This is a genomic window from Algoriphagus sp. (assembly GCF_039969895.1).
Classification (GTDB): domain Bacteria; phylum Bacteroidota; class Bacteroidia; order Cytophagales; family Cyclobacteriaceae; genus Algoriphagus.
The window spans coordinates 191,142-209,725 of sequence record NZ_JBDVMZ010000014.1 but is presented as its reverse complement, the minus strand read 5'-3'; the positions used below and the strand labels follow the sequence as shown (position 1 = coordinate 209,725).

The 18,584-nt window shown below is 40.9% G+C and carries 15 protein-coding genes; 7 read left to right on the top strand and 8 right to left on the bottom strand.

The features are described 5' to 3' along the window. Window positions 1-168 precede the first annotated feature (168 nt). The 8 genes from ABJH64_RS12255 to ABJH64_RS12220 form a co-directional block, all read right to left on the bottom strand. Window positions 169-1,251 (bottom strand): hypothetical protein, encoded by a 1,083-nt coding sequence (locus tag ABJH64_RS12255; RefSeq protein WP_348276290.1) that lies wholly within the window; start codon window positions 1,249-1,251, stop codon window positions 169-171. Between the two features lie 270 nt (window positions 1,252-1,521). Then, on the bottom strand, window positions 1,522-2,100 hold the full coding sequence (locus ABJH64_RS12250; RefSeq protein ID WP_348276289.1) for a hypothetical protein: 579 nt from the start codon (window positions 2,098-2,100) through the stop codon (window positions 1,522-1,524). Continuing rightward, a complete protein-coding gene (locus ABJH64_RS12245; protein WP_348276288.1) occupies window positions 2,090-2,593 on the bottom strand; it encodes a sigma-70 family RNA polymerase sigma factor in 504 nt (167 codons plus the stop codon). The genes ABJH64_RS12250 and ABJH64_RS12245 overlap by 11 nt, the downstream gene beginning before the upstream one ends. Continuing rightward, window positions 2,590-3,447, bottom strand: a complete 858-nt coding sequence (locus tag ABJH64_RS12240) for an alpha/beta hydrolase (protein WP_348299606.1) — start codon at window positions 3,445-3,447, stop codon at window positions 2,590-2,592. Before ABJH64_RS12240 ends, ABJH64_RS12245 begins: the two co-directional genes overlap by 4 nt. A 174-nt stretch (window positions 3,448-3,621) precedes the next feature. Beyond that, the gene (locus tag ABJH64_RS12235; RefSeq protein ID WP_348275837.1) at window positions 3,622-4,521 is read right to left on the bottom strand and encodes a hypothetical protein; all 900 of its coding nucleotides are present in this window, start codon (window positions 4,519-4,521) and stop codon (window positions 3,622-3,624) included. Between the two features lie 195 nt (window positions 4,522-4,716). Then, window positions 4,717-6,009, bottom strand: coding sequence for a D-alanyl-D-alanine carboxypeptidase (locus ABJH64_RS12230; protein WP_348275836.1), 1,293 nt, complete (start codon window positions 6,007-6,009; stop codon window positions 4,717-4,719). Further along, window positions 6,006-6,392, bottom strand: coding sequence for a DUF423 domain-containing protein (locus ABJH64_RS12225; protein ID WP_348275835.1), 387 nt, complete (start codon window positions 6,390-6,392; stop codon window positions 6,006-6,008). The genes ABJH64_RS12230 and ABJH64_RS12225 overlap by 4 nt, the downstream gene beginning before the upstream one ends. Window positions 6,393-6,668: 276 nt before the next feature. Then, a complete protein-coding gene (locus tag ABJH64_RS12220; RefSeq protein WP_348275834.1) occupies window positions 6,669-7,607 on the bottom strand; it encodes a GNAT family N-acetyltransferase in 939 nt (312 codons plus the stop codon). A gap of 188 nt (window positions 7,608-7,795) precedes the next feature. Here ABJH64_RS12220 and ABJH64_RS12215 point away from each other — a divergent pair, with 188 nt between their 5' ends. From ABJH64_RS12215 to ABJH64_RS12185, 7 genes are all read left to right on the top strand, one after another. Continuing rightward, window positions 7,796-8,608, top strand: a complete 813-nt coding sequence (locus ABJH64_RS12215) for a polysaccharide biosynthesis/export family protein (RefSeq protein ID WP_348275833.1) — start codon at window positions 7,796-7,798, stop codon at window positions 8,606-8,608. Window positions 8,609-8,613: 5 nt separating this feature from the next. Further along, entirely contained in the window at window positions 8,614-11,073 is a 2,460-nt protein-coding gene (locus tag ABJH64_RS12210) for a polysaccharide biosynthesis tyrosine autokinase (RefSeq protein WP_348275832.1), read from the top strand. Between the two features lie 102 nt (window positions 11,074-11,175). Then, the gene (gene kdsB / locus ABJH64_RS12205) at window positions 11,176-11,904 is read left to right on the top strand and encodes a 3-deoxy-manno-octulosonate cytidylyltransferase (RefSeq protein ID WP_348275831.1); all 729 of its coding nucleotides are present in this window, start codon (window positions 11,176-11,178) and stop codon (window positions 11,902-11,904) included. A gap of 120 nt (window positions 11,905-12,024) precedes the next feature. After that, window positions 12,025-12,834, top strand: a complete 810-nt coding sequence (locus ABJH64_RS12200; RefSeq protein ID WP_348275830.1) for a polysaccharide biosynthesis/export family protein — start codon at window positions 12,025-12,027, stop codon at window positions 12,832-12,834. Window positions 12,835-12,840: 6 nt separating this feature from the next. Then, window positions 12,841-15,291 (top strand): polysaccharide biosynthesis tyrosine autokinase, encoded by a 2,451-nt coding sequence (locus ABJH64_RS12195; protein WP_348275829.1) that lies wholly within the window; start codon window positions 12,841-12,843, stop codon window positions 15,289-15,291. Window positions 15,292-16,262: 971 nt separating this feature from the next. Further along, window positions 16,263-17,261: a sugar phosphate nucleotidyltransferase gene (locus ABJH64_RS12190; RefSeq protein WP_348275828.1), complete on the top strand. Its 999-nt coding sequence runs from the start codon at window positions 16,263-16,265 to the stop codon at window positions 17,259-17,261. 9 nt (window positions 17,262-17,270) lie between these two features. Continuing rightward, entirely contained in the window at window positions 17,271-18,581 is a 1,311-nt protein-coding gene (locus ABJH64_RS12185) for a nucleotide sugar dehydrogenase (RefSeq protein ID WP_348275827.1), read from the top strand. The last annotated feature ends 3 nt before the right edge of the window (window positions 18,582-18,584 follow it).

Genomic DNA, 18,584 nt, shown 5'->3' with positions numbered 1-18,584 from the left:
CGATTCAGATTTACCGTAAAGTTGCCTGGAATATCTCCAGTTTTGGATTTTTAAAAAGCAAAGGAGTAGGGGGAAGGGTTAGTTTTTTGAGCCGAATTTCTACACCTCAGGAAATAAAAATGCCCGATCCAGTTAAGGAATCGGGCATTTGATTAGAAAGCGTTAGTGTTATTTTTTCTTAGCAGTCACAGTACCTATCGGTAGAAGCAGCTCTTCGCCCTCGGCTATATTGATTCCATTTTCAGACATCCTTGACGTACGGGCATTTTGGCTAGGTAAGTCGTATCGCTCACCTACATTTGCTGACCTATAACCCAAGTCTCGTACAGATCCTGCAGTGATTCTACTAAGGGGATTTTCTACTCCACCATTTAGAAAACCTGTCATCAGTTCATTATCCAAAAGATCTTCATCCCAATGTCCATAAGATGTTCCAGGGCGTGTAAATGGATTTCCATTTGCATCAAAGAATGCACCTTCTATTGGAAGTAAACCATTTCCACCTTCAGTTTTCCAGAATAAATTTCCAAAGCGTCCTAGGTAATCTGGATCCACCGCTTGCTCAAAAGAGTCAATTACTAATAATCCTTTTCTTTGCCACAAAGTACCAATGCCCAGAACGTGGCCCATCTCGTGAATAATCACTTCTTCAAATAGATCGGCTTCATCCAAACCTGCCAAGTCTGCTACGTCAAACTCCATAAGACCAGTGATAGTAGTTGCTTCTGGTAGCCGGATAAATCTTGGTCCTGCACGTCCCAAAATTCTACCGGGACCGTCGATCTCTGTAAGATTTACTTCGATGATTATATCATCCAGCACTTGATCAGCAGTGACTAATAGTCCTCCTCCTGGAAATGAAGAAGGGATATCTACCCCTGTGAAATTCGGTTCGTCACCGATGATAATTCGCTCCCATCTGTCCACTGCATCTTGGAACACTTCTCTCTGACGATCTGTAGGAGGAGTGATGTAGCGCAGTTCGATGTTGAATCTAGCTTTGGCAGAAGGCAAACCTCTACTGGACTCGTCGATTTGACCTTCATCACCGAAAGAAGTGGTGATAAAGCCCTCGAGATTGATGAGGTTTGGGTTTGGTGTAGCCTGGAGAATCTCTGCCTCTAGATCGGAGGAGCTCGAGCTGACGGGTTCTGTTTGCATTTCGCTACATGCGGAGAACAATAAGCCGAGGGCTAATGCTAGACCCCAACTTCCCGATGTGCGAGTGAATTTCCAATTGATTATTCTCATGTTGTTTGGTTTTAAGTAACTAAGTGAAACAAATACTAATTTAAACTGTCAAGTAAAATAGTTGAAAATCAGTTATTAGCAAAAAGTCTCATCAAAATTTACGGTTATATGCTAAGAATACAGCCAAATTAAATTCTTTTTCCAATCAGGGCGGAAAACCGAAGACTGGTGAACAAAGCGACCTCAATTCTTAAGGTTGATATTTCCTAGGTTACTTTCGGCTCTTTATTGCTAGAATAGCGGATAAACATAAAATCTAGTTGATTCAAATTAGTTAGCTAGCATGGCTTTCATCTGCTCGATCATAGGCTTCAGTTCTCGGTCATATTTCTTGACTCTTTTTTTCATTTGCCAGTGCATAAACGTGGCTATAGCAAGTGTGAGCGCTAGGTGTATCCCAATTCTAGTGAAAGTCTCCAGAGGCTCCAGCAAGACGAAATAGGAAATATTGAGCGCGATCAAAAGCAAAACGGTATATCCATACATGTGCTTTTTGGCGATTTGGTAGCGATAGTTCAACTTTTTGATTTGAGTTTTCAAATACTCGGAATTGGTGAATCGCTCACTGGAGTCATTGCTGGAGATTTTGGATCTGATCGCTAGTCCTACTACCCAAATCATAGCAATGGCGATGATGTACAAGCTGATTTCTATCCCCAGACTTTCTCTCCAAGGCATAGACCAAAAGAGAAACCCTATTGTTAGCGGCGTGATGATAGCCATGAACCAAAGCTCCCTTCGTTGTTTGGCCTCAGTTTTTTTCATTCCTGCGATCAGGTCCTTGAGGTCAAAATTTACAGGCTGCTGATCTTGCCAAAGTTTCTGAATGTCTTCGAAGTTATTTTCCATGAGGATTGAGTTTTTGAGTGAGGGTTGCTTTGATGCGATTGACTTTTACGGCCACATAGTTTTCGGTGATACCTGTGACATCCGCGATAGTTTTATAGGGGGTGTTTTCTAAAAGAAGCATGGCTATGACACGATCCGTTTCTGTCAGGCTGTTGATAGCTTCGTAGAGTTTTTGAAGTTGTAGTTCCTTTTCATGACTGCTATTTTCTGGATCTACCAGATCTAGTCCGTCTGGTAGCTCCGTATTCATGGGTTGCCTTTTTTCCTTTGCAGAAAAGGAAATAGCCGTATTGTAAGCCACTCGGTAGATCCATGTACTGATATCACTTTCGCTTCGAAAGCTGTCGAGATGCTTCCAGAGTTTGATCAGAATCTCCTGAAATAGGTCGTGAGCCAAATCCCGATCCTTTACAAATCCCAAGCAAAGTCGGAAGATCTTGTCTTTATGGGATTTGTACAGGTTTTCGAAGGCGAGTTCCTTGGTTGGTTTCATTTGAGGAAGTTCTGGATTTGAGCCATAAACCACTCCGGATTGTCCCACATGATGAAGTGATAGGCTGTGGGCGCCATTTCTACCTGCACATTAGAAGCGAACTTGTACTGCAGTTGGAAGTTGGCTTTGACAGACTCAGCCGTCAGCCCGTAATCTTTTGCTGAATACCAAGCGCCCAGCACGAGAGTTGGAGTGTTGAGTGTGGCCAGATTAGAGCGGTAGTCTGTCGTCATCAATTCGTATAATACTTCTGCAAACGTAGCGCGGTCACTTTTCATAGACCAGTCCACCAACTGAGGAACGCGGGACTGCGTAGCGGTCATCATTGACATACCGGCTTCTTGTTGCTTTTCAAAATCCTCGTTGCTCGCATTCAAGAGCATAGTTTTGGTCTGTTTAGCCATAGGTACCATCATCTCCGCAGTGGCAGCCGGATTCATGCCTGCTGAATAAAAGGGGTAGGAGTCGATAATTACTGCTTTGGAGATCAGGCTAGGATATTCATTGGCCAACTGTAAAGATAGAAAACCGCCGAGGCTATGACCAATGAGCGTGACCGGTTTATTGATTTCTTCCAGATATTCGGCTATGTCCACTTTCATTTTTGGGAGAAATCCAGCACTCAGGTCGATGGCAGGCTGGCCCGCAAATCCCGCTAAGGTCAACACATGGCATTCGTTGGTTTTGCTTAATTCGGCGATAGTTTCATTCCAGACTTCACCTGAGGATGCCAATCCTGGTATCAATAGGATAGCGGGACCTGAGCCGGATACTTTGACTTGGAAAGAGGATTGGGAAAAAGAGGAAGAAACTATTCCCAAAAAGAGGCAGTAAAGAACTAGTGTTTTTTTCATGGTTTATGTTGTTTTATCCTTTAGACCATGAGGTGATAAATTCCTTACAGATTTTTAAAAAAAAGTTTTATGATTTGTTTCAGGTAGGGGAAAAATATCTTTCGAAGATTCAAACCCCAGGTTTCTTACAGCCAGTAAACCCGTGAGAAATAGGTCCCTGATTCAAAGCGAACGCTAATCAATCATTTCAGTTCTCATTCTCACAGGTAGTGATTTTTCAATGGTGATGCGTTGCGACAGGCTTAGATTTTTATAGGTTTTTTTAAAAAGCTCGGTAGATGTTTTTTCTTTTTCCTCCATATACATCTGAGTGATTTTATTGTTGAATGAAGAATAGGTAGCGTAGGAAGATTGACTTGAGTAGGTTAGGTAAATGCAAAAGGTAGCTGGGTTTTGAGTCAGTAAGGTTTTCAGGGAGTTGAGCAGGTTTTCTTCAGTGATTTCTACTTCATTCAAAAGCCATTTGTTGGTAGAGGTGAGCTGAATAGAATGAAAGATACAAGGCTCTTGTCCATCCTCCTTTTGTATGATCTGGTTTAGCAGTGAGGATGTTTCTTGAAGGCTGGTATTGGCAATAAAAAGCAAGGTCAGGGTTTTAAGGTAGGGTCGGTCAAAGTCCTTCGGTTTAAGTAATGTAGTAAACATTAGCGCGATCTGATCTGCATGAAACGAAGAGTTTTGGGAATAGATTTGCTGTAGTTCAGACTCTAATTCGTTGATCACTAGTGTAGTGTCACCCCTGTTAAAGTTCGATTGACAGCCTGTGTAGTAATCAGCAGGAGTTATATTGAGGAAAATTTTTGTCATTTCATCCGGTAAAATGGTGAAATGATCCCTTGAACTTCCTACCTCCTTAAAGAAAGAATAATAAGCTTCTCCAGAATCATCGGCTAATTGTCCCGTTTGGATGAGGTAGCTTTCTATACTGTCTAATTTTGGAAGTAAATCTATTCCATTGCTAGCAAAATTGCTTTCAATACAGGATAGGCGTATCGCCTCTTCTGCCTCATTTTGCTGAGCCAAAGAAGCAGTAGAGTAGAGTAAGCTAATTAATGCGATTGCTGCAAATCTCATGTTGTTGATAAATGAATATGATTATCCGCTTTTCTACCAGTAAGGTGGAATAAGCAATGTAGCAAATGTTAAACTTTAGAATTGAGGCCGCTTCGGTCATCGGTCTTCCAACCAGGTAAGCAAGGAATACAAGGTGACTGGCATTATAGCGGATAATCATACTACTTTATAGTTTTTCCTAACATTCACTAACTATCAAATCATGTCCCGCAGCATCAGCATTACTTTTTCCATTTCCCTTCGTACCTCCGAAGCTTTTTGAGGATAGTTGGAATTCATAAACGCAAAGCAATACAGCTTACCACTTTTCCCTTTGATCAAACCTACCAGACTATGATTGTTACTCATGGTTCCGGTTTTTGCAAAAATGTAAGGTTGCTCAGCTTGGTAGCTGGTTTCCAGGGTGCCAGTTTTTCCGCCAGTAGGCAAAAGCTCGAACAGTTGCTGATCTGGTATCATTCGATAGATTTTCTCAAAAAGAGCCACCATCGTTCTTGGTGTAAACAAATCATGTCGGCTTAGTCCCGATCCATCCACCCACTGGGGTTCGTCCGGTAGGTCGTAGAGGTAGGTTTTGAGCATATATTCAATTGCTCGCTCCGTATCCAAGCGTTGAAACAGCCGATCCGAAACCATCAGCATGAGTTGCTCTGCCAGGAAATTGTCGCTTTCCAGCATCATTTCCTTTAGTATAGGAAAAACGGGAGTTCCCATTAGAATCTCATGAGTTGCGGGCAAGCTATCAGGCTGGTAACTCCATTTTTTGCCTGTGGCCGCTGTCGCAAGGTCCACAAAAAGCTCAGGAGTATAGATAAAGGGGATAAATTCTTCCCGTGCTCTGAAGTTGTTGGGGTTGTAATAGAATCTGTTGCTGTGAAAATCCCGCTCCAATTCTCGGATTGTTCGCTGAGTGGGGAAAACCATGGATTGAAAACTCTCAGGAAAAACTGACGGAGCATTTCCCACTTTTTTTACCTGTACGAGATTGCCATAGATGGGCAAGGAAGTTCGTTCAGCCGAATAATTATAATAGTAATCATCCCACTGCCAGCCATAGCCAAATGCCGGCGACATCATATTTGCGTCAGAAAAAATGACTTGCTCGAAAGGCGCGATAAGCTGAGCGATGTTTGGCTGGTCAAACTTCTTGTAGTTCCAGGTAGGATCACCTGAGCCCCAGATTTTGATCGAATTTCCTTCTCGTACATAGCGTAGAGTCTGCGTGCTATCGCCTAAAACTACCAAGGAGGAAAAAAGCGTGAAAAGCTTGGTGGTGGATGCAGGGATAAATCGCTGATGGCTGTTTTTCTCAAACAAAATCATCTGCTCATCCAGATCATAGAGCATAAACCCGGTGAGATGTCCGTCGAAAAAACTAGATTCACCCAGTGCAGATTCCAGTTTGGCAAATTGATCCCTACTGAGCTGCGCAAAGGAAGCACTGCACAGTACTATGCTTATAATAAATAGCAAACTGAATTTTCTCATAAATCTTTAGAGGTGGAAGCGGCTAGAAAAAGTAAAATCCATCCTGCTATGAAGGCTAGTCCACCAAGAGGAGTAATAGCACCCAGCCATGTGATTCCTGTGAGGGAAAGGATATAAAGTGATCCAGAGAAAATAAGAATTCCAAGCATGAGCAAAAGCGCAGCGGCGCTGAGTTTTTTCCAGGTGGGCCTGACCAAAGCTAGAATTCCGATCAGAAAAAGTGCGAGTGCATGATAGAAATGGTACATGACTGCCGTTTCGAAAGTCTCTGTTCTGCCCGTTTCGATTAAAATATCTTTTAGACCATGGGCGCCAAATGCCCCTATTCCCACTGCAAACGCTCCAAATATCGCGGCTGACTGTATGATTTTCTTTCCTTGCATGTTAATTAATTCTTTTTTTTATCTACCCCGAGTAGTCTAGAGTACCCCATTTTGCCTATACTTCCAGTCAATTACACAAATGTAAAACGGCTATTTTACTAACGTTTGATGGCTATTATAAAAATTCACTCTTCCTAGCATATTACCCTACCTAGTCGGTCATCAATTAATAGGCATGTATCTTTAATATTATATTCAAGGTAGAATCCTTCTAGTTAATCATTTTTTTAACTCTTCATTCTTGCCTACCTGGATAGTTAGCTTTCAGAATCAATTCTAGAAAACCTCCAAGTCCCCCAAACTCCAGGCCCAAGGCATACTCAGGACATTTTCTTGTGTGGCCAATTTGCGAAGCGTGACCTCGGGACCTACCGACATCACTGGCAAATGACCTAGCTCGATGGGCAGTGTGTTTTTGACTTGCAGCCCTGAAAAGGAAGTGAATCGCACGCCTTCGTTTTTCTGAATAGTTTTTAATCGGATATTCAGTTGCAGTTTTTCATTTTCTCCGAAGCTGGAAAGCTGAAAGAAATCTACTATTCTGAGCTCTTTTCCAATTTTCCCATTTTTGATTCTATAGATTAGGAGGTAGGTTTCTCCATCGCTGATAAAATGGTATGGAAAAAGGGGGCAGTCCACGTAGCGCCAGCGAAGATAGCCAGGTGCTAGGTTTGTCCGGATTTCATCAGCGCTAAATTTGTCATTTTCTATCTTGGCCAAAAGTGTAGTTAGGCTTGACCAATCGCTTAAAGGAGATTGATTTTTGCTTTTACCCAAGTGTAGGTTGAAGTACATTTTAAGCGGAAGTTTCCCCCACTTTTGCCAATCCATTTTCAGGTATCCTGGCATACTTTGAGCATTGGGGGTGTTGTAGATCAGCGCCACGCCGTCCTCCTTTAGCTTTTCTGCGAGGGAGAGAGTTAGGTTTTTGAAAAGGCCTTTGCCTTGATGTTGCGGGTGAATAGCTGTGTCAACTGCCCTGCAGGCTGGAATAACTTTTTCCCCATGTCGGAATTCCCATCTCAAAAATACACGCACACCACAGAGAAAACCATTGTCTTCTGCCAGCAGCATGGGTGATTTTCCAAATGGGTTTGTCTGATGTTTCCAAGTCCATAGTTCTTCAGACTTTGGAGTCAAACTTTCCCCCAGAGATGCCTTCAATAAGTTGATTATAGCGGGTAAATCGTCGTTGGTAGCCTGTCTGATTTGCATAGGTTGAAGGTAGGAAGAATTTTTTACAGGGAGGTGGAGGTTGTTGGTTGCCGAGGTTTTGCTGGGTTTTTATTGAAAAAATAGCAGGGCAACTAGGAAGTTACTGTTTTCCAGCTTCCAGTAGATTGGTACTCTTGGTACTAAAGTATTTTTATATATTTGACCCGAGCTAACTTTACGCTTCCAGAATGAAGAAAATCCTTTTTATTGTAAGTATTGTGGTCTTTGCGACGAGCTGTATCAGCAATAAGCGAATCACCTACTTACAAAACTTACCTGATAAGACACCCATAGAACTGGAAGAATTTATCCCCTATGCAGAGGTAGATTACGAATATATTTTGCAGCCTTATGATATAGTAGAGATAGATTTTGCTACGAATGATCCTGAGTTGATAGAAGCGTTTTCTTTCCAGTACTCTCAAAATATGGGAGGAATGGGAGGCGGCGGCGGCGGTGCAGGTTCTGACCCTTTGTATTTTAGAGGGTATTCTATCGATCAAAAAGGAGATGTGGAAATTCCGAAACTAGGGAAAGTAAAAATAGCTGGAATGACTGAGGAAGATGCGAAGGATAAAGTGCAGGAAGAGATCAACAAATTTTTCAAAGAAGAGATATACGTCAAGTTGAGAATCGCAGGAATCCGATATACCACCCTAGGTGAATTCAATTCCGTGGGCGTGAGTATCATCTATAAGAATAGAGCTACAATCTTTGATGCTCTGGCTAATTCTGGAGAAACAACCCTTTTGGGAAAGAAAAATAAGCTATTCATCATCCGCCAATACGATGGAGGCACCAAACTTCATCAGATCAATTTGAACGATAGATCCTTACTGGCTAGTCCGTTCTATTTCATTCAGCCTAATGATATCCTGTACATCGAACCAATGAAAATCAGGCAATTTGGTAATGCAGATAACTTGACGGCTTCCTTGGCGCTTATTGCAGGTTTACTAGCTTCCACGCTATTAATTATTAATTTGGTGACGGGTAATTAGTTGATATGGAGAAGTTAGACTTAAGCCAGTTAGATAACGAAGAGAAAGCGCTGGAGATCAGGTATGTGATCGCCAAATACATTCGATATTGGCCTTGGTATGTGCTGTTTATTACTTTGTTTTTGATCCTTACTTTTTTGTTTCACCGCTATACCGTGGATGAATACGAGGTGTCTGGATCTATGATGATCAAGACGAATACATCCCCGGAGGCACGTATTCTGGATAGATCGAATATTTTCTCTACAGGCATAAATCTGGAGAATGATATCCTACGACTTAAATCCAAGGGATTAGCACGTGAAGCCTTGAAAAAGCTTCATTTTGACGTTGAGTATTATGCCAAGACCAATATCAAAGCAATTGAATTGTATGACCGTTCGCCCATCCGGGTGGAGGTAGATTGGAGCCATATACAGATGGAGGGAGTGCCGGTACAGTTAGAAATTCTCTCTGCAAATACATTTAGGCTAGCCAAAGAAGAGGTAGGTTTTATGGATTTCAACTCAGCAGTGGCAGCTGGAGATGAATCTATCTACGATAAAACCTATGAATTTGGAGAGCCAATTGAAACAGCCAGGTCGAAATTTACGGTTCATCTAGTCAATCCGGGCAGAACAAATGAGCAAGTGGTATTTAGGCTACGTAATCCAAACGCCTTGGAAGATTCCTATGCAAAATCTGTTCAGGTGAATTTACAAAACGAGTACAGCTCCGTCCTTCGCCTGAGTACTACCACCACTGTAGTAGAGAAAGGAAGAGACTACATCAATGCCCTGATGGAGTCTTACATTGGGTTTGATTTGAATGAGAAGAATAAAATTCAGGAAAACACCCTGGCATTTATCGAGGATCAGCTTGGGTTGCTGGAAGATTCTCTACAGCAAAAAGAGAGAGAATTGCAGGATTTCAAAGTTAGAAACAAGCTTCTCGATGTCTCCGCAGAATTTTCCAATATTCTTGGCAAAATGAATACGCTCGATGAGATGAATGCTGAGATAGATTATCAACTGGATTATTTCGAGCAGATTCGCGCGTACATGGTGCAAAAGAGCAAGGATTTTTCTGATGTGATAGCACCATCTGTCATCGGTATTCCAGATCCCTTACTTAATGGGCTGATTCAAACCTTGGTGACACTTTCGCAGGACAGGAGAAAGCTTTTGGCGACGGTAAATGAGAACCATCCAGAGGTTATTAAAATTGACGTGCAGATGGAGAAAGTGCAGGATGCACTTTTCGAAAACGTAGTCAATTTGATCGAAAACACAAAGCAGAGAAAAGCGAGTATTCAGCAGGATATCCGTGTGTATGATGCGGAATTTGCTACACTTCCTGAATCCGAATCAGAGTATTCAGGGATTTTCAGAGAATTCAAGTTGAGAGAATCGCTTTATACTTATTTGCTTGAGAAAAGGGCAGAAGCTGGAATAGCGATGGCTTCCAACGTGTCTGACAATGCTATCTTGGATGCGGCTAGACGTGGAACCCTGATCTTTCCTAAGAAGCAGCAGAATTATGGATTAGCGATAGTTCTCGGGTTTTTACTTCCATTTGGTTTTGTGGTAGTTCGAGATATTTTCGACGAAACGATCAAGGATCAGCGTGATTTGAAAAAGCATTTCATGATTCCCCAGCTAGGTATAGTTGGGTATAGTCTGAAAGAAACCAATAAGGTAGTCCTAGATTTCCCTAAATCTGCCGTAGCAGAATCCTTTAGATCGCTGCGTTCGGCTATTACCTACTTGGCCAGTGGGAAACAGACCAAAATGATTTTGGTGACTTCTTCCGTGTCGGGAGAAGGGAAAACATTTACCTCTCTGAACCTTGCTTCTGCCATGGCTCTGAGTTCTAAGAAAACCGTTGTGGTGGGCGGTGATTTGAGACGTCCCAAGCTAGCGTCCTACTTCGGTGAGACGGATAGAGTAGGTTTATCTACTTATTTGATAGGTAAAATAGAAGCTGAGGAGATTGTCATGCCGTCAACTCATGAGAATTTATGGTTTGTCCCATCTGGAGTTATTCCACCAAATCCAGCAGAGTTATTGCAGACTCCCAGGCTCACTGAGTTTTTGGATTACCTGCAATCGCGCTTTGATGTGGTTGTATTCGATACGCCGCCTATGGGATTAGTATCAGAGACGATTGACTTGATGCGTCTTTTTGATATTAATCTCTACGTAGTGAGGCAGAATTACACAGTTAAGGACCACTTGGTGATGATCAATGACCTTTTCAATAACAAACAGGTCAAAAATGTATATGGAGTTTTCAACGGAATAGTCAATTCTGGTTATCACTACGAAGGCTATAACTATGGCTACGGAAATACCTACTTGTATTCTCAGAACAATAAATACATGTACAATTACTACGGAGATGACTTGGAGAATAAGAAAAAGAAGATCAAGAAAAGCCAGCGAAATATCTTTGAAAAATTAGGCAAACTGTTTAAAGTGAAGTAGTTGGAAGTTTGAGAGACTTGAGATGAAGACATTTATAAATTTGTAGATTGGTGAATTAAAGGCCAATCCAATTGAAGACGAAAAAACGATTATAGTTTAGCTATGCTTACGATTGCTGCATTAATACCTGCTAGATATGCATCTACGAGATTACCTTCCAAGCTTGTTCAGGAGTTAGGTGGTAAATCAGTGATTCAGCGTACTTATCTGAGTACCCTTCAAACCGGGGTTTTTGACGAAGTATGGGTGGTGACAGATCATCCGGAAATTAAGCAACAAATAGAATCTATAGGTGGTAAGGTCTTTGTCAGTCAGAAGGAACACGAGAGTGGATCTGATAGGATAGCTGAAGCGATGGAATTGGTGGATGTGGATATCATCGTGAATGTGCAGGGCGACGAGCCATTTCAGGACGAGAAATCATTGAGGGATTTAGTTTCAGTATTCAAGGATCCTAGAGTAGATGTAGCTTCCCTCAAAACCAAAATATCCTCTGAGGAGGCTGAAAATCCCAATGCGGTGAAGGTAGTAACTGATCTATGGGGTGACGCGCTTTATTTTTCCAGATCGAAGTTACCTTACAACCGTGAGTCTGTGCAGGAAGTCACCTACTGGAAGCACATCGGCGTCTATGCCTATCGCAAAAATGTCCTTCATGACTACACCAGCCTTCCCAAAAGCCAGTTAGAGGCAATAGAAATGCTCGAACAGCTCCGCTTATTAGAAAATGGCTATAGAATCAGAATGGTAGAAACTGTCCACCAAGCTATTGCTATAGACACCATAGAGGATTTGGAAAAAGCGAGAGAATACCTTCATAATAAGAAGTGAATAAACGTCAAATTCGCAATAAATACGATGTTTATTGTCAAATTGATAAAATGCTCAACATTTTAAGGTTAAATGTTTAAGTTTGCGCAGATTTTGAAGAGATATACTAAAAAAACATATATGAGGAAGTTGCTGAAAGGTTTTTCGTTTTCCCTGATATTTTTTACGGCGTTCGGCTGTATTTCAAATGAGAAAATCATCTACTTACAGAATTTGGAGGGAAATCAGCCGATTGCGGATGGAGATTTGATCAGCTACGAAATCCCGGAATACAAGCTTCAGTACAACGATATCATAGATGTAAATATCCAAACCGTAGATGATTTGATTGAATTCGGATACAACAGTAGGCCAGTCCAAGCTAATGCCAATATGGGGAATGTTTCTGCTCAAAGTGGTGGAGATATCTATTACATGACTGGTTTCTCGGTAGATCAGCAAGGAAATATCCGCCTTCCCAAAGTAGGAGATGTTCAGGTAAAAGATAAAACGCTGGAAGAGGTCCGAGTCACCATAGAAGAGAACATGAGAAAATTCGTGAAGAGCGAATTATTTGTAAAGGTCAAACTAGGTGGAGTAAGATATTCGGCAATAGGTGAGTTTAGACGACCTGGCAAATTCACTGTCTTACAAGATAGAATGACCATTTTTGAGGCAATTGCCAATGCTGGAGATTTAACTACAGTGGCGAAAAGAGACGAGGTGTTATTGATCAGACAGTATCCTGAAGGAACAAGATTGCATAGAATTAATCTATTGGATAGACAGATTGTGGCCTCACCGTTCTACTTTATTCAGCCTAACGATCAGTTGTATGTTGAACCTATGAAGGTCAGAGAAACTGGTACAGGTGAAAACACAGCTCAGACTTTAGCCTTGGTTTTTGCAGGAATATCTTCTGTAGCACTCATCCTTAATTTACTCAAATAAGATTTTATGTACCCGAATACCCCAAATCCTTCTAATTCTGGGCAGAACCCATTTATGGTACAAAAGGAGGATGAGATTGATCTGAAAGTCCTTTTATTCAACTACTTGCAGTATTGGGTGCTGATCCTTGCTTGCATGTTTATTGGAGTACTCGGAGCTTTTCTTTTCAATAGATATGCAACGAATGTATTTAAAGTTGAGTCTAGCATTCTCGTGGTTGATGATAAACCCAGCTTAGGTACGGATTTATTCGAATCTTCAGGCCTAGGGATGCTTCAGGGAAAAAGTAACATAGAGAATGAGATTGGAATTTTGAAATCATTTTCTCTGGCAGAAGAGGCAGTCACTGATTTGAACCTGAATGTACAATACTACAAAGAGGGTTTTGTCTCTACGACCCAAATCTATGACAAGCTCCCAGTAATGGTGGCGGTTAATTGGAAGGAGACTCAGCTAGTAGGTGGTAAATTTAGAATTGAAGTCATAGACGAAGATTCCTTTGAATTGAGTGTTGAAAATGATGAGTTCAGGATCTTCAATCCTAAAGACCCTTATTACAAAACCTTACCTGAGGCATCACTGTCTCTTCCTAAATCCATTTATAGCTTTGGTCAGGAGGTCAAAGGCGAGAATTTTTCTTTTACCATTAATCAAATAGCCTCCCTGTCAGGTGATGTAATTCTATTTAATCTAGTGGATACGCCTTCTCTGGCGTTGAAATACAAAGAAGAGTTAGCTGTCTCGCCAATAAATAAGCAGGCTTCTATTTTGACCTTGAGCTTAGAAACTCCAGTAAGAAGACTAGGCGAAGATTACATCAATAAGATCATGGAGGTCTATCTGGCGCGTGAACTTGATGAAAAAAATAGAGCCTCGGAAAACACCGTTAAATTTATTAATGAGCAGCTTTCCGGGATTTCTGATTCCCTTAGGTTTTCGGAAAATAAGCTTCAAGAATATAGAACTGAAAATAAAGTTTTCAATCTATCCGAAGAAGGAGCTGTGATTTTTGAGCGCTTGCAGGAATTGGAGAAGGAAAAAGGGCAAGCTGAAATCAATTTAAAGTATTATCAGACTCTCAGAGATTATTTATTGTCAGACCAAAGAGGGGAGATGATGGCTCCTTCGGTAGTAGGAGTGACTGATCCTCTGTTGAATTCCCTGGTTCAGGCCTACAGTGAGTTGCAAGCGCAGCAAGAGAGGCTTTCTGCTAACTTCACTGAATTGGATCCTTCGGTGCGAGAGAATGCCACCAGGATTCAGAGTACAAAGAGACAATTACAAGAAAACGTAAATTCAGCCTTAGCTAATACCAATAACTTGATCTCTGATCTCAACGGTCAGATTCGCATGCTTGATATTGATATTAATTCTTTGCCAGAAACTGAGCGTAATTTGATAAGCATTCAGCGTCAGTTTACCATCAACGAAAATATCTATATCTATTTGTTGCAGAAAAAAGCTGAGGCTGAGATCACCAAGGCGGCCAATATGCCAAAGAACTCAGTGTTGGATTTTGCTAAAGCTAGTCAAACACCTGTGGCACCTAAGAGATCTTTAAATCTACTTATTGGTCTAATCTTAGGGCTGATTTTGCCAATTGGCTTTATTACCATCAAGGATTTCTTGAATACAAAAATTGAGGATCCTAAAGAGTTGGAAAACCAGATTAAGGTTCCATTGATTGGCATGATAGGAAGAAATAATTCCGAAGATGCCATCCCTGTTTTGAATAATCCTAGATCTACAGTGACGGAATCCTTTAGGTCCCTTCGGGCAGATATGACCTACTTGAGTCCAAATAGGGAAAAACTCACCATTCTTTTCACTTCTTCTATATCTGGAGAAGGAAAGACTTTTGTGTCCATTAACGTAGCCTCTGTGTATGCCCTTATGGGCAAAAAGACAATCTTGATAGGGCTAGATCTTCGCAAACCAAAAATTGCTGAGGATTTTGGGCTTGCAAATGACAAGGGGATGAGCACTTGTTTGAGTACGGATACTCCTTGGCAAGATGTGGTAAAAAGTACCGGGCACAAGGATATGGACGTGATCCTATCCGGACCAATACCGCCAAACCCGGCAGAATTGCTCTTGCAGGATAAGTTTGGGCAAATCATGAAAGAGATCAAGGAAGCGTATGATGTAGTGATTTTTGATTGCCCGCCAGTAGGCTTAGTTTCTGAGACTAAGGAACTTTTTGGTTTTGCTGATATCAGCTTTTTCGTATTCCGCCAAGGGTATTCTATGAAGGGTAATTCACAGATTTTGAATAATCTGGTAGAAAAAGGCGGGGTGTCCAAGATTTATGGAATTCTAAACGATGTGCACATTGATAAGGGGTATGGCTATGGGTATGGTTACGGTTATGGCTACGGCTACGGAACTAACTCCTATGGATACCACGAGGAAGTGCAGCTGCCATGGTGGAAGCGAGCGATCAGGAGAAAATCCTGATTCATTTAAATTAGTGACTAGGTTGCTTGTCATTTGGCGATAGAGTTAAAAGTAATTTATAGGTGAAAAGCTGTTTTACTTTAATTTAGCTTATATATTTTTATGTATATCCGCTTTGTTAAAAGCAAACTGGGATAAGGTTAATCCAGATGAACATCGGGAAATTGAGGCCACGTCACACACAGATCTTCGGACTTCTTTCCAGTTGAGCAAAAGGATTTTAGGTACGTCAATGATTTCGAAGAGTTATTTCATTTTATTATAATAATAAGGCAGGTACTTCATTTACTACAGAAAAGCTCCACCAATAGGAAGTATCATGTTGGTATCATGGTATATCTTGCCTTTTTATCATGTTAACTGTCTGTAAAGCTGAGGATCACATTGGAATTTGGTTGATGAATTAGTTCTGACTCCTTTATGGATTCCAATTCTGTGAGTTTTTCTTACTTTTTTCTACAGCTTGTGGAATTATGCAACACAAGCTAAATTATAAAACCTCAGTAAATCAAAGTCTTATGGATTGGTTACTGTATTGCTGAAGGCAAGTCGCTTGTAAAGAGTTCTATGATTTGAAATGCAGATTACTTTATATGAAAACTCTGTTGAAAAATACTCATATAAAATGAGTACAAAAACTACTCACATGCCTATCTTTGCAAGCTAGAAGGGGAAAAATGGCACCAAAAATTTAATTTTTGGCATTATTTGATCCTTTTTATTTTAAATTCTGCAATACGGATATAATTAACTTTTTCGTGCAGATGTCAAGCTAAGTGCCTTAACTAGGAGGGATTTGAACTATAAATAGCTCATTTTTTTCTCTCCTCAATGGGACTGAAAGGGCGAAGCTGTGAAATGAATTTAAGTTTTAACTAGAGGATTTTAGTTAGCAGCTTGTTTGACTGAACTTAACTAGCTGATCCTAAAGAATTACAATTTTTCCTGTCAAGTGTTAGTAATTATTCTAGATGTCTGTAATTAACGTTGTCCTCTCTGGAGGTGTAGGTTCTAGGCTATGGCCGCTCTCGCGCAAGTCACAACCCAAGCAGTACTTGCCTATTTTTGAAGGAGAAACTTTATTTCAAAAAACTGTCCATAGAAACAAAGAATTTTGTGATCAGGTGATGGTAGTTGGCAATTGTGATAATTACCTGCTTTCACGAAAAGATCTAGACTCAGCTGGGATACATGGATACATTGAACTGATTGAAGCCTGTCCTAGGAATACTGCCGCAGCCATTGCCTTTGCCGCATTTGCCACCCAACCGGAGGATATACTTTTTGTTACTCCTTCAGATCATTTGATAGAGTCTGGAAATGATTACCAGTTGGCTGTGGCTAGAGCGTTAAAGCTTGCAGAAGAAGGTTACGTAGTAACTTTTGGATTGAAGCCAACCAAACCAGAAACGGGTTTTGGCTACATAGAGGCGAATGGAGAAGAAGTTAAAAGCTTTCGTGAAAAACCAAATTTGGAAACTGCGGAAGAATTCTTGAAGGATGGCAATTTTTATTGGAACTCTGGAATGTTTTGTTTTCAGGCAGGAGTATATCTGAAAGAATTGAAAGCATTCGAACCTAAACTCTATGAGTCATCCAAGATCGTATATGAACAGGCTATTGAAGGTAAATTGGATTTTGATTTATCGATGAAAATTCCTTCTATCTCTGTCGATTATGCTGTCATGGAGAAAACCAAGAAAATCAAAGTTGTTCCCTCAGAATTTGCCTGGTCTGATATGGGGTCATTTGAGTCTATATATACTTATTTGAAGAAAAAAGGACATCCGATTGACAGGAATGGTAATATGGTCTTTGGATCAACTATCCATACAGAATTTGTAGGATTAAGAAACACGATTTTTATATATACTAATGATGCTGTTTTAATTTTAAAGAAAAACAAAGCTCAGGATGTAAAGAAAGTTTTCGAGAAATTGGAGTTAACTAAACCAAGATTAATAGATTAAGAGATATAGATGCTTACAAACCTAGAAAACAGTAAAATTGCAATCATTGGTCTTGGCTATGTAGGCCTTCCATTGGCGGCGGCATTTGCCGAAAAGTACAAAACGGTAGGATACGATATCAATGCTGCAAGAGTAGATCAGTTGCAAAAGGGACATGATAGAACCTTGGAAGTGGCTGATGAGGATTTGCAGAGAGTTCTGGTGAAAACTGGTTTGGAATTGGATGAAAGAGGACAAGGACTTTTAATTACCGACGCCATACTTCCTGTGACTTCCGCGAATATTTTCATAGTTACCGTCCCAACTCCTACAGACAAGCACAATAGACCGGTACTGACTCCTATGCTGAAAGCCTCTGAGATGATAGGCAAGGTGTTAAAAAAAGGAGATGTGGTCATCTATGAATCTACCGTCTATCCAGGCGTGACAGAAGAGGAATGTGTACCGATCTTAGAGAAGATTTCTGGCTTGAAGTACAATGAAGACTTTTTTGCTGGTTACTCTCCTGAGCGTATCAATCCGGGGGATAAGGAACATACCGTCACCAAGATTTTGAAAGTAACTTCCGGAAGCACTCAGGAGGTAGCTGAATATGTAGATCAACTTTATAAGTCAGTAATTACAGCTGGTACCCATAAGGCCTCCTGCATCAAGGTAGCAGAAGCTGCCAAGGTGATAGAAAACTCCCAACGAGACATCAATATAGCTTTTGTAAATGAGCTCAGTAAAATATTTAATTTACTGGATATAGATACCCAGGAAGTACTGGAAGCTGCAGGTACCAAATGGAATTTCCTTCCCTTTAGACCAGGTTTAGTCGGTGGTCATTGCATCTCCGTGGATCCATTTTATCTGGCCCAGAAGGCCCAGGAAGTAGGTTATCACCCGGAAATTATTTTGGCAGGACGCAGATTAAACGATTCCATGGGTAAGCATGTGGCCACGGAGACCATCAAGCATATGATGCGTAAGGATCTGAAAGTGATAGATTCCAAAGTTTTGATTTTAGGATTTACCTTCAAGGAAGACTGTCCGGATGTGCGCAATACCCGGGTGATAGATATCTATCAAGAGCTTAAATCATTCGATATGGATGTCTGTGTATATGACCCTTGGGCTGATGCGGCGGAGGTGAAACATGAGTATGGTTTTGATATCATTAATGGTGTGGACAAGCCTGTATTAGCAGACTACTCTGCAATTATTTTGGCAGTAGGTCATAAAGAGTTTAAGACTTGGGATATTAAAAAATCTGATCATCAGGTAGTTTTTGATGTGAAGTCTGTTTTAAAGAAAGAATTGGTAGATTCTAGATTATAAATT

Bases quoted from the DNA above. Each gene is read 5' to 3' on its own strand.
- ABJH64_RS12255 (WP_348276290.1), bottom strand. From the start codon at position 1,251: ATGAGAATAATCAATTGGAAATTCACTCGCACATCGGGAAGTTGGGGT.
- ABJH64_RS12250 (WP_348276289.1), bottom strand. From the start codon at position 2,100: ATGGAAAATAACTTCGAAGACATTCAGAAACTTTGGCAAGATCAGCAG.
- ABJH64_RS12245 (WP_348276288.1), bottom strand. From the start codon at position 2,593: ATGAAACCAACCAAGGAACTCGCCTTCGAAAACCTGTACAAATCCCAT.
- ABJH64_RS12240 (WP_348299606.1), bottom strand. From the start codon at position 3,447: ATGAAAAAAACACTAGTTCTTTACTGCCTCTTTTTGGGAATAGTTTCT.
- ABJH64_RS12235 (WP_348275837.1), bottom strand. From the start codon at position 4,521: ATGAGATTTGCAGCAATCGCATTAATTAGCTTACTCTACTCTACTGCT.
- ABJH64_RS12230 (WP_348275836.1), bottom strand. From the start codon at position 6,009: ATGAGAAAATTCAGTTTGCTATTTATTATAAGCATAGTACTGTGCAGT.
- ABJH64_RS12225 (WP_348275835.1), bottom strand. From the start codon at position 6,392: ATGCAAGGAAAGAAAATCATACAGTCAGCCGCGATATTTGGAGCGTTT.
- ABJH64_RS12220 (WP_348275834.1), bottom strand. From the start codon at position 7,607: ATGCAAATCAGACAGGCTACCAACGACGATTTACCCGCTATAATCAAC.
- ABJH64_RS12215 (WP_348275833.1), top strand. From the start codon at position 7,796: ATGAAGAAAATCCTTTTTATTGTAAGTATTGTGGTCTTTGCGACGAGC.
- ABJH64_RS12210 (WP_348275832.1), top strand. From the start codon at position 8,614: ATGGAGAAGTTAGACTTAAGCCAGTTAGATAACGAAGAGAAAGCGCTG.
- kdsB (WP_348275831.1), top strand. From the start codon at position 11,176: ATGCTTACGATTGCTGCATTAATACCTGCTAGATATGCATCTACGAGA.
- ABJH64_RS12200 (WP_348275830.1), top strand. From the start codon at position 12,025: ATGAGGAAGTTGCTGAAAGGTTTTTCGTTTTCCCTGATATTTTTTACG.
- ABJH64_RS12195 (WP_348275829.1), top strand. From the start codon at position 12,841: ATGTACCCGAATACCCCAAATCCTTCTAATTCTGGGCAGAACCCATTT.
- ABJH64_RS12190 (WP_348275828.1), top strand. From the start codon at position 16,263: ATGTCTGTAATTAACGTTGTCCTCTCTGGAGGTGTAGGTTCTAGGCTA.
- ABJH64_RS12185 (WP_348275827.1), top strand. From the start codon at position 17,271: ATGCTTACAAACCTAGAAAACAGTAAAATTGCAATCATTGGTCTTGGC.